Below are 10985 nucleotides of genomic sequence, written 5' to 3'. Positions count from 1 at the left end.
TTCATTTAATTAATAAGTTACGCTTGGCGGTCATAGCACTTTGGACCCACTTCTTCCCATCCCGAACAGAACTGTGAAACGAAGCTGCGCCGATGATAGTGTGTATTCGCATGTGAAAGTAGGTTACCGCCAGGCACTCAGTAGTAAAGACCCATCATATTAATTTGTGATGGGTTTTTTCATTTCATCGATAAAAGAAGAAAATTGATATTCTGCTGCAAGCGACAAGAGATTAAATTTGGAATATGAAAAATTAAATTATTCCAATTTCTTTTATTCAGAATACTAATAATTCCTTATTTCGAATTAGTTTTCTTTATCATAGTAGGAGTCCTTAACTTCTGTTTTTACAGGTAGAATGATTATGAAAGAATCCGATTTTAAGAGAGACGATTGGGAAAGAAGTTTACTCGAAAATCTCGCTCTAGCTTCTTTAAATGAACAGAGGCGTGCCCGTAGATGGGGGATATTTTTTAAGCTAGTTACATTTCTCTATCTTTTTATTCTATTATTTTTTGCATTAGGTTGGATTGATGATGGTAAAGTTAGATTAACAGACAAACATACTGCACTGATAGATTTAAGAGGAACGATTTCCGCTGATAGTATGAACAGTGCTGATAAGATAAACAGTAGCTTACGATCCGCATTTCAAGATAAAAACACTAAGGGTGTTATTTTACGAATAAATAGTCCCGGAGGAAGTCCAGTTCAAGCAGGATATATTAACGATGAGATACGCCGTTTGCGTGCTAAATATCCAGATATTCCTCTTTACGCGATTGTCGGAGATATATGCGCATCTGGCGGATACTATATAGCAGTTGCAGCTGATAAAATATATGTAGATAAAGCAAGTTTGATCGGATCTATTGGTGTATTGATGGATAGTTTTGGTTTTACAGGTACTTTGGAGAAGCTTGGTATTGAAAGGCGTTTGTTAACTGCTGGCGAAAATAAAAGTTTTTTAGATCCTTTTTCACCATTGGATCCTGTTCAAATAGATCATGCTACAAAATTATTACGCGAAGTGCATGAGCAGTTTATCCAGGTTGTTAAGCAAGGAAGAGGAGAGCGCCTGAAGAATGATCCAGATATATTTAGTGGAATTATCTGGACCGGTCAGAAAAGTATTGATTTGGGACTTACTGACGCTATAGGTAATGCGGAGTATGTTGCCCGTGAAATCATTAAAGCTGAAACGCTTACCGATTTCACACCTCGCGAGGGATTGTCAGATGTATTCTCTAAGCGTTTTAGCCAAATCATTTCAAATTTTATATTTGACGCTGGGTGGACTATCAGGTAAAACACGATTCTTAAGAAAGCTTTGAAAACCCCTAGTTAGATTCCTAATCTGTCAAAAGTGACGTATCTACACTCTCTGAGCCTGTTATTGAAAAAGATAGCCTTTGCTTGATGCAAAATACTCGAACAAACACAAGCAGACCTGTAAGGAATTGTTCCTGAACAAGGTGGAACAGGTTGTGCCCTAAAAGAGCTTGATAGGGTTGATTGAATCGCATTACCCGCGTGGAGAAAGTGGCCGTCCTGCTTATCCATTGCAGATTATGTTGTAGGTGCATCTGATGCAGAATGGGTTTGGTACTGTGATCCGGTGATGTAGGAAGCGCTGTACGAAACCATGATCCTGAGCCAGTTTACCGGTCTTGCGGTCTTGATGTAAGTCGGATTCCAGATGAAACCACCATTTTAAACTTCGCCAGCTGCTGGAGCAACATAAGCTGGCAGCGAAAATTCTGGTTGTCATCAATAGTTATCTGGGAAATATCGGCTTGTTACTACGTGGGGCAGCATCGTTGATGCCATCTTGATCCATACACCTGACTCTCTACCAAGAACAAGGACGGCAAACGTGACCTGGAAATGCGCCAGACCAGAAAGAGTAAGTAGTACCACTTGGGCATGAAAGCGAACATTGGTGTCGACGGTGAATTAGGCTTGGTGCACAGTGTCGCAGACACGGCAGTCAATGTGGCCGACGTCACCCAAGCCGACAAGCTGCTGCATGGCGAGGAAAGCACCGTTAGTGCTGTTGGTTATACGGGTATTGAGAAGCGCGCTGAGCATGTTGGTCGCAAGGTAATGTGGCAGATTGCTACACGCCGTGACTGCTTATAGAAGCTTGAGGAACAAAACTTTTTGTATAAGCTCCTACGTGGAATTGAACGTGCTAAGGCTAGGGTGCGCACCAGGGTTGAACATTCCTTCCGGGTGATTAAACGTCAGTTGGGCTATATCAAGAGGCGTTTTCGTAGCTTGGCCAGAAACATGGCATACTGTGATGACGCTTTGTTTGTTGTGTCCCATCTGTAGGTGGCACGCAGCTTCCTGTTGGCATATGCAGGCGAGGTGCACCCATAAGTGCACAAAATGATCACAGAAATGTCAGTAGCCACAAAAAATAGAATTTATTTGTAGTAATTCAGGCCCGATCTGACGATGTGTCTGTTAGATCAAATTCAGTTATTCAAAGCAGTGATTTTATCGTCCCATACCTCCTTAGCGTTGGTGACACCGAATGAAACTTGATACTAGAAGCCTAGTTGTACCGATTGAAAATTGACCAGGTAACTTATGTATCTTGCCAAAATTTTAGGCGAGAGAATTTAAGAGGTGATTACCATGGTTATGTATGCAAAGATACGGTGGATGTATTACCGCGAACATTTGTCAATTAATGAGATTTGGCGCTGTACGAGTCTGTTACGGAATACGATAAAGAAGTGATTGAAAGCGCCAAACGACAGCGTGGTTAAATATCAGAGAGCGAAGAAGCCGGCAAGCTAACACTATTTGAATCCAAGTTGCTGTTGGCGCTAGAAGCAGATGCACGTCGTCCGAAGAAGGATCGGCGCACAGCGGTGTCGACGTTGTTCAAAAAAATATTGAACGAAGGCTATACAGGTGATTATAGCATTGTTTGCGATTTTATCCGTAAGTGGCGTAATCAAGACGGACAGAGTAAGTGTAGTAAATACGCGTTTCTTTGCGATGACGGCGCATTACCTGTTTGATCCGGATTATGCGCGTATTATTCAGCACGTGTCTGGTTACATTGCAGCGCAACCGTTATTCCGTACCTTGTCGTCTGGCTAACCAGATGGTAGCCGTTCATCAGTATGCCGACCGTATCGAAATCGTTTATAACAGCCTATCATATCCGTCTGCTGGATGGCGACTAAGTCAGTTATGACTGGCAACATTTATATTCTGGTCATTGAGAACAAGCTGGGTGCCTTGCGTAACGGCGCCCCATTTGCCGAGTTACCCATATTCTTTTGCTGCAGTTGCTGACAGCGCTGCGGCGCAGAGAACCCAGCAGGCTGATCGAATCATGGCAAAAGGACTCAGTCTGGTGCCAACGCAGGGGCTGGAAGCGGTGCTGGTCACCGTTGTTGAGATGGTGTTGGAATCCGCGGTGTGCCCAGTACCGAGCATGTCTCCAATGTATTGGCACGCCTGAAGCAAACTGACATGCCGGCACCAGTCGAAACGACGCTTAAACTTAATGAAGAACTGCAGGTCGATACAGCGCGCTATGACTGCTTGAACAAGCCGGAGGTGCTTTATTGTTTCACTTACTCTCCAGACTGTATGAACGCACCAGCATAATCATTACCACCAGCCTCGCATTCGCAGAATGGAGTAACGTTTTTATCGATGCCAAAATGACCACCGCGCTTCTGGATCGATTCACACACCATTGCCACATTATTGAAACTGGTAATGAGTCTTTCTCCGGTACAAACAAAGCGCTGCCAGTGCGGAGATCAGAATACAGCAACAAGAAAAAGAAAAATGCTCATCAGAAGAAAATCTGACTGATTTGCAGTAAATTACAATTAAACTAAAACCTCAACAGGAGGTAAAACCAACTCAATCCGGTTCACTTATCTACAGATGCTTACTATTCTCCGCTCTGTTTCCCTTTGGCCATTTTTCTACTGTAATGGGTGGTCAATTTTAAACCGGTATCAACATTATAGTGGCTTGTTTATTCAATTAAAGTTCTTTTACACAATATCTCCGTTAATATACGGGACACGCCAACTTGCCAAGCTGGCAAACTTAATTGAAATGTGTTTTCCAATTTGTTTGTATTCAAGCATGAATTAAGAGGTCGTTTAGCTGGTAAAGGAAACTCAACACTTGAAATGGGATCTATGTAAGTCGAGTGAATTTTAAGTGGGAGATTTCTTTTCTCAACATGTTCCAGAATAAATTTAGCGAACTCGTACCAGGATGTATAACCCTTTGCTGTTAGGTTAAACAATCCGGAGATCTCGGGTTTATACTTTACTGTAAATAGCGTATACGCTGTGATATCAGCGATTAATTCTGCGCTTGTTGGAGAACCTATCTGATCATTCACAACGGTTAACTTATCCCGATTTTGTGCCAAGCAAAGAATCGTTTTGATGAAATTTCTTCCCAAAGTTGCATAAATCCAGCTAGTACGGAATATCAAATGCGAGCAACCTGATGTCATTATATTTTCATCACCTTCCAGTTTTGTTTTGCCATAATAATTTAGAGGATCAGCAGTATCAGTTTCAACATAAGGTTGACTGCTATTACCATTGAAAACATAATCCGTTGAATAATGAACTAACCTCGCATTTTGTTCTTTTGCCCCTTGCGCCAATATCTTAGGCGCTTCTGCGTTAAGAATTTGTGTTAATTCTGGTTCATTTTCTGCTTTATCAACGGCGGTATAAGCTGCGGCATTAACAATGATATTAGGCGCAGTCTTTTGAATTGTTTGTTTGATTCCCTTAAAATTAGAAAGATCACCGCACAATTCCCTACTTGTTGAATCTAAAGAAATAAGTTCTCCTAAAGGTGCTAGACTTCGTTGTAGTTCCCATCCTAACTGTCCATTCTTGCCTAAAAGTAAGATTCTCATTATCTTGACTCGTTATAATTTTTTTTTATCCACTCACGGTATGTTCCGGTCTGGATATCTGCTATCCATTCTTGATTATTAAGATACCAGTGAATGGTTTTACGAATTCCGGTTTCAAATGTTTCTGCCGGTTTCCAGCTTAATTCTTTTTCGATCTTAATGGCATTAATAGCGTAACGCCGATCATGACCGGGGCGATCTTTGACGTAAGTAATCAGATTATGAAAAACTACTTTTGGATAAATTTCTTCAAGTATCGTACATATCGTTTTTACGATTTCAATATTTGGTTTTTCGTTCCAGCCTCCGATATTATAAGTTTCTCCTGGAGTGCCTGCTTCTAGGATACGGCGAATGGCGCTGCAATGATCCAAAACAAAAAGCCAATCACGAATTTGCAAGCCATCTCCATATATAGGCAAGGGTTTTTGCGCCAGAGCATTAACAATGACTAGTGGTATCAATTTTTCCGGAAATTGAAAGGGACCGTAATTGTTTGAACAATTTGTGGTAAGTACGGGTAAACCATAAGTATGATAGAACGCGCGTACTAAATGATCGCTGGAAGCTTTGCTGGCTGAATAAGGGCTATTGGGCTGATATCTATGACTCTCTGTGAATGCAGGCTCGTTGGATGCTAATGAACCATAAACTTCATCGGTTGAAACATGAAGAAAGCGGAAATTCTGTTTTGTGGCGACTGAAAGATTATTCCAATAAGTTCGAACAGATTCCAATAAGCGAAATGTTCCTAAGATATTGGTTTGAATAAAATCTTCGGGGCCATGAATTGAACGGTCGACGTGGCTTTCTGCAGCTAAGTTAATAATTGCGCGTGGCTGGTACTGCGTTAATATTCGATCGATAAGCTGTGTGTCAGCAATATCTCCTTGTATAAAGATATGTCGTGGATTTTTAGCTACCGACAGTAAATTTTTTAGATTTCCAGCATAAGTCAATTTATCAAGATTTACCACTTTTTCATCAGATTGGGTTAACCAATCTAAAACAAAATTACTTCCAATAAACCCTGCGCCTCCGGTGACAAAAATCATTTTGCTTTCCTATAAAGAATAAGTAATCCGGAACGACAATCCTTGTAATACGGAAACCCGTAATTCAAAGCACATAATTTCTTGTTGTTTGTTACATAGGATGCCATATAGGTAAGATTCCGAACTCATCCGATTTTACTTGAAATTCACAATCAATGCCGATACCAGGAACCCATATCAGTTTTTCTCCACAAAATATTAAAGGTATTGTGTTACGTTCCCAGGGTGGAATTGATGCTTCTTGCAGCAAATTTTTCAAGCTTCTTCGTGGACGATTACAGGTTGGCATAAAACGTTCGCCACCCTTACGTGAGCGAACGGTAATCAATTCAGTCGATATTTTCTTTCGACTGATACCCTGGCTTTTTACGTTTGTGAAGCAGATAGTACCGTTAAAATGATCCAGTACTAAATGGCTTTCTCCATTCCATATATAACGTGCAGAACTTGAAAGAGAGGCTTTACTGGATAAGATATAAATTGAGCCTTTGTGACAGCGAATTTCAGTATTCCCGAAACTGATGCAAGGGTGGCTATCTGGTCCTGCCGACATAATCTGGTGCAGAATGGTTTCTAATTTTACTGTGCTTGGAAGTGTTATATCCCGTTGTGCCAGATTGTAACGGAGCAGATTCTTAGCGCGAGCAAAGCTAAGCATACGTATGTTGCTAATTTGGATTTTTCCTGAAACCATACAATTTTCATTATCCATCGCAGCTAATTCATCCAGTAGCGATGAAGCTTCTGAGAAATGGCGACTGGTGCGTAGCAATGTTTTGGGATAATTAGGATAGCGTTTTTTTAATATCGGTAAAATTTCGTGACGGAGAAAATTTCTATTGAAAATAATGCTGTCATTACTTTCGTCCTCGATCCAGTTCAATTTGTTTAATCGTCCATAACTTTCTATTTCATCGCGAGAAATTTCTAGTAAGGGGCGTAATATTTGCGGTATAGCTGGAGACGATAGTTTTCTGACTGGAGGCATGCCACATAACCCTTTTATGCCAGCGCCACGAAGTAATTGTAATAACAATGTTTCTGCTTGATCATCTAAATGTTGCGCTAATACCACATAATTTGCGTGTATTTGACTAAATACGCGATATCGTTCTTCTCGAGCTTTTGCTTCAAGACTTTCACCAGTTTCTTTCTTGATTTTTAAATAAGCAATATAAATAGAGATACCGTAAGAATGACATAAATGACAACAAAACTTACTCCAGAGCGTTGCATTGCTACTTATTCCGTGGTTAATGTGTACTGCGGATAGCGTTAGATGCATTTCTCTAGAAAGAGTGGCGAGTGCATGCAACAAAACAACTGAATCAACACCACCACTCAGAGCGACAGCTAAGTGGTCACCCGGCTTGATGTGAGCGAGTAATGTATTCCGAACATTACACAGAAAATTAATCGACTTTAACTTCCTTGAATGAACCATAGGCCATAAGCCGCTCCAGACGCTTTTCTAAGAGTGTTTCGATAGAGTGATCCTGGAGTTTACGTAGGGATTCCTGTAAAACATTTTTTACAGCCTGCATAGTTGCCGGATAATCACGGTGAGCACCACCTACAGGTTCATTAATTACACTATCCACTAAATTAAACGATTTTAGCCGATCAGCAGTGATACCCATAATCTCAGCTGCTTCTGGTGCTTTGTCCGCACTTTTCCACAAAATTGATGCGCAACCTTCTGGAGATATGACCGAGTAAGTGGAATATTGCAACATATGAATTACATCACCTACTGCTACTGCTAAGGCTCCCCCTGAACCCCCTTCCCCAATAATTACGCAAATAATGGGAATTTTGAGTTGCGCCATGACATAGAGATTCTTGCCAATGGCCTCTGATTGCCCTCGTTCTTCCGCATCGATTCCTGGATATGCTCCGGGAGTATCAATAAAAGTAATTAACGGGATAGAAAATTTTTCTGCCAAGTACATTAAACGCAAGGCTTTACGATACCCTTCCGGTTTGGGCATGCCAAAATTTCGGTAAATTTTTTCCCTCGTGTCGCGTCCTTTCTGATGTCCGATAACCATGATAGCTTGCCCGTTAAAACGAGCCAGACCGGCCACGATTGCATGATCATCGGAAAAGTTACGATCACCGTGTAATTCTTCGAAATCAGTAAATAGGTGTTCGATATAATCAAGTGTATACGGACGTTGCGGATGTCGAGCCACTTGTGAGATTTGCCAGGGAGTCAGTTTTGCATAAACATTCTTTGTGAGAGATTGGCTTTTAGCTTGTAAACGAGTGATTTCTGCTGAAATATCCAGTGCAGAATCATCTTGTGCAAAACGTAATTCCTCAATTTTTGATTCAAATTCAGCAATACTTTGCTCAAATTCCAGAAAAGTTATTTTCATGTAGGCTGAGATATAATCTTAAAACCGTGATGATACAGGATTTGTAGAGGAATCTGCAGGGTGCGGAGTATGTCTGAAACTTAGTGCCAACCAATAGATCAAATTTCAGTAAACCAAATGAACTGATGAGTATTTGTTTGAATTGTTAATAGGCTTACGATTTTCCGGGAATGATTAAAGCGGCAATGGTGCTAGGATGAATTAATAAATTGCATTTTCGAGTTGTTATTGCTTGCCAGTCTGTTATGTATCGATGTCAATGTTGTGAGGAATTTCTTATGAATCGACGCACCTTTCTGCAGGGAATGAGTTTAGCCACTGCATTACCCATAACAATGCTTTTAATTCCTGATCAGTCATTTGCTATAACCATTAATGGCGTGCCAATTGAACGGCTAAAGAAATCTCCTAAAGAATGGCGTAGCTTAGTTTCTCCAGAAGCTTTCCGGGTATTGTTCCAAGAGCACACCGAAGATCCAGACAGCAGTGAATTGAATCACGAACATAGAGAAGGAACTTTCATATGTGCCGCATGCTATCTCCCTCTGTTTGAAAGTCAATATAAGTATGAGAGTGGAAGCGGATGGCCAAGTTTTACACAACCTATTTCTGGGCACGTTGGTACTAAGCGTGATTTTAAATTGATTATTCTGCGAATAGAGTATCACTGTGCGCGTTGTGGAGGACATCAGGGTCATGTTTTTAAGGATGGCCCGCCACCCAGAAATGAACGATGGTGCAATAATGGAGTGGCGCTAAAATTTATCCGGCAAGCGGATCAACTACCAGCGCTCAGAGGATGATTTTATGTGGGAGCGAGTTTTGTATTCACGATATTTTTTGTATGTGAGTTTGTTATTTGTATCCGTGAGCGGGTGCCAACAAGTTGATTCAATGATTGCTGAATCGGAATCTGTTTATTTGACAAATGAGAATTTAGACACTGCAATTTTTGCCGGTGGCTGTTTTTGGTGTACCGAGTCTGATTTTGACAAGATGCCGGGCGTGGTATCGACGATATCCGGCTATATTGGCGGTACCGTTGCAAATCCAACCTATGAGCAGGTAGTCGTCGGAAAAACGGGGCATGTTGAGGCAGTCATGGTTTATTTTGATAAAACAAAAACCAACTATTCCAAGCTACTGGATGCCTATTGGTTTACCATTGATCCGCTAACTCCTGGCCGACAGTTTTGTGATACCGGTGCGCAATATCGTAGTGCAATTTTTTATCGCGATTCTGAGCAAAAAGAACAAGCTGAAACCTCGAAAAAGATGCTTGATCAATCCGGTAGATTTACTAAGCCGGTAGTCACTGAAATCTTACCCGCGACAGAATTTTATCGAGCCGAAGAGTATCATCAGGATTACTATCAGAAAAATCCGTTGCGATATAAATATTACCGGAACAATTGCGGACGGGATAAACGCTTGGAAGAATTGTGGGGAACTCGGTATTAACAAGATTAAGACAATTTCATTGGGAGGAATTACCCCCAAAGATTTCCTAAGTGATTACTGGCAGAAACGACCGTTGCTGATCAAAAATGCATTACCTGGGTTTAACGGTTTGTTAACGCGCGACGAGCTGATCAAGTACGCATGTACTGAAGATGTGCAATCTCGTCTAGTTATTCATAAAAAGGGAAAATGGCATCTCCAGCATGGCCCTTTAAATGAGTATGACTTTACCAAGCTGCCTAAAAAGCAATGGACTTTACTGGTACAGGAAGTAAATCATTTTCTCCCTTCCGCTCGTGATTTGTTGAAAAAATTTTGCTTTATTCCCCATGCTCGCCTGGATGATTTGATGGTGAGTTACGCGCCTAAAGGTGGCGGAATCGGACCGCATTTTGATTCTTACGATGTGTTTCTGTTGCAGGGTATGGGATCCAGGCGCTGGCAAATATCCTCTCAACAGGATGATGAATTTATTGTCGATGCTCCGCTTAGGATATTGAAAAATTTCTTGCCGGAACAAGAATGGGTGCTTAATGTTGGAGATATGCTTTATTTGCCTCCCAAATATGCCCATAACGGTATCGCTGAAACTGATTGTATGACTTATTCCATCGGGTTCCGTGCACCCAGTTATCATGAGTTAATGATGCAATTTTTGATTTATTTACAAGATGGCTTAACTGTGGAAGGCAGGTATTCGGATCCTGATTTGCGATTGCAAGTTTATCCATCAGAAATCAATGTGGCAATGCTGTCTCAGGTAGATTCAATTCTGAAAAAGATTAAATGGAATCGCACCGATATTCAAAACTTTCTGGGTATTTATCTTTCAGAACCCAAACCTCATGTTTTTTTTGAACAGCCGACGAATCCCTTGAGTTCGGATTTATTTCTACGGCAAATTATGAAGAATGGTGTTCAACTTAACTTAAAAAGTAGAATGTTAAGTGGAGTCAATAAGTTATTTATGAATGGTGAAATTTTTGAAGTTGGTGATGATGCATATCATGTGTTGATTAAGCTGGCTAATGATCAAGAAATATTACCCCCCCTCTCTATGGATGAAGAAACTGAAGAAGTGCTTTATCAGTGGTATGTCAATGGATATGTGGAAGTGATTAAAGATTGATCGGATTAATTAAATATAATTTAACGATT

Annotated in this window: 8 protein-coding genes, 1 rRNA gene and 3 pseudogenes; 8 read left to right on the top strand and 4 right to left on the bottom strand. The window is 40.8% G+C overall.

Annotated elements, in window-relative coordinates; genetic code table 11:
* Window positions 1-22: 22 nt before the first annotated feature.
* The 5 genes and pseudogenes from rrf to CPG39_RS06890 form a co-directional block, all read left to right on the top strand.
* Window positions 23-135: ribosomal RNA gene (gene rrf / locus CPG39_RS06910) — 5S ribosomal RNA — on the top strand.
* A 229-nt stretch (window positions 136-364) separates the two neighbouring features.
* Complete coding sequence (locus CPG39_RS06905) at window positions 365-1309, top strand: S49 family peptidase (RefSeq protein WP_096294270.1); 945 nt, start codon at window positions 365-367, stop codon at window positions 1307-1309.
* An 87-nt stretch (window positions 1310-1396) separates the two neighbouring features.
* A pseudogene (locus CPG39_RS06900) lies at window positions 1397-2337 on the top strand (IS5 family transposase).
* Window positions 2338-2646: 309 nt separating this feature from the next.
* A pseudogene (locus CPG39_RS06895) lies at window positions 2647-3636 on the top strand (Mu transposase domain-containing protein).
* Window positions 3576-3859: pseudogene (locus CPG39_RS06890) on the top strand (ATP-binding protein); the annotation flags it as partial. The pseudogenes CPG39_RS06895 and CPG39_RS06890, both read left to right, overlap by 61 nt.
* 159 nt (window positions 3860-4018) lie before the next feature.
* On the opposite strand, the gene rfbD reads toward CPG39_RS06890, so the two are convergent.
* From rfbD to CPG39_RS06870, 4 genes are all read right to left on the bottom strand, one after another.
* Window positions 4019-4930 (bottom strand): dTDP-4-dehydrorhamnose reductase, encoded by a 912-nt coding sequence (gene rfbD / locus CPG39_RS06885; RefSeq protein WP_096292648.1) that lies wholly within the window; start codon window positions 4928-4930, stop codon window positions 4019-4021.
* Window positions 4930-5985 carry a dTDP-glucose 4,6-dehydratase gene (gene rfbB / locus CPG39_RS06880; RefSeq protein ID WP_096292647.1) on the bottom strand — a complete coding sequence of 352 codons (1056 nt, stop codon included), beginning with the start codon at window positions 5983-5985 and terminating at the stop codon, window positions 4930-4932. Before rfbB ends, rfbD begins: the two co-directional genes overlap by 1 nt.
* A gap of 91 nt (window positions 5986-6076) precedes the next feature.
* Window positions 6077-7429 carry a tRNA lysidine(34) synthetase TilS gene (gene tilS / locus CPG39_RS06875; protein WP_096292646.1) on the bottom strand — a complete coding sequence of 451 codons (1353 nt, stop codon included), beginning with the start codon at window positions 7427-7429 and terminating at the stop codon, window positions 6077-6079.
* The gene (locus CPG39_RS06870) at window positions 7398-8366 is read right to left on the bottom strand and encodes an acetyl-CoA carboxylase carboxyltransferase subunit alpha (RefSeq protein WP_096292645.1); all 969 of its coding nucleotides are present in this window, start codon (window positions 8364-8366) and stop codon (window positions 7398-7400) included. The genes tilS and CPG39_RS06870 overlap by 32 nt, the downstream gene beginning before the upstream one ends.
* 278 nt (window positions 8367-8644) lie before the next feature.
* Between CPG39_RS06870 and msrB the strand changes: the two genes are divergently transcribed.
* The 3 genes from msrB to CPG39_RS06855 all read left to right on the top strand — a co-directional run bounded on the left by msrB (window position 8645) and on the right by CPG39_RS06855 (window position 10956).
* On the top strand, window positions 8645-9169 hold the full coding sequence (msrB, locus tag CPG39_RS06865; RefSeq protein ID WP_096292644.1) for a peptide-methionine (R)-S-oxide reductase MsrB: 525 nt from the start codon (window positions 8645-8647) through the stop codon (window positions 9167-9169).
* A gap of 118 nt (window positions 9170-9287) precedes the next feature.
* Window positions 9288-9827, top strand: a complete 540-nt coding sequence (gene msrA / locus CPG39_RS06860) for a peptide-methionine (S)-S-oxide reductase MsrA (RefSeq protein ID WP_231990429.1) — start codon at window positions 9288-9290, stop codon at window positions 9825-9827.
* Window positions 9828-9846: 19 nt separating this feature from the next.
* Entirely contained in the window at window positions 9847-10956 is a 1110-nt protein-coding gene (locus tag CPG39_RS06855) for a cupin domain-containing protein (RefSeq protein ID WP_096292642.1), read from the top strand.
* Window positions 10957-10985: the final 29 nt, after the last annotated feature.

Source organism: Nitrosomonas ureae, from assembly GCF_900206265.1.
Lineage (GTDB): Bacteria > Pseudomonadota > Gammaproteobacteria > Burkholderiales > Nitrosomonadaceae > Nitrosomonas > Nitrosomonas ureae_C.
This window is presented reverse-complemented; position numbering and strand designations above follow the sequence as displayed.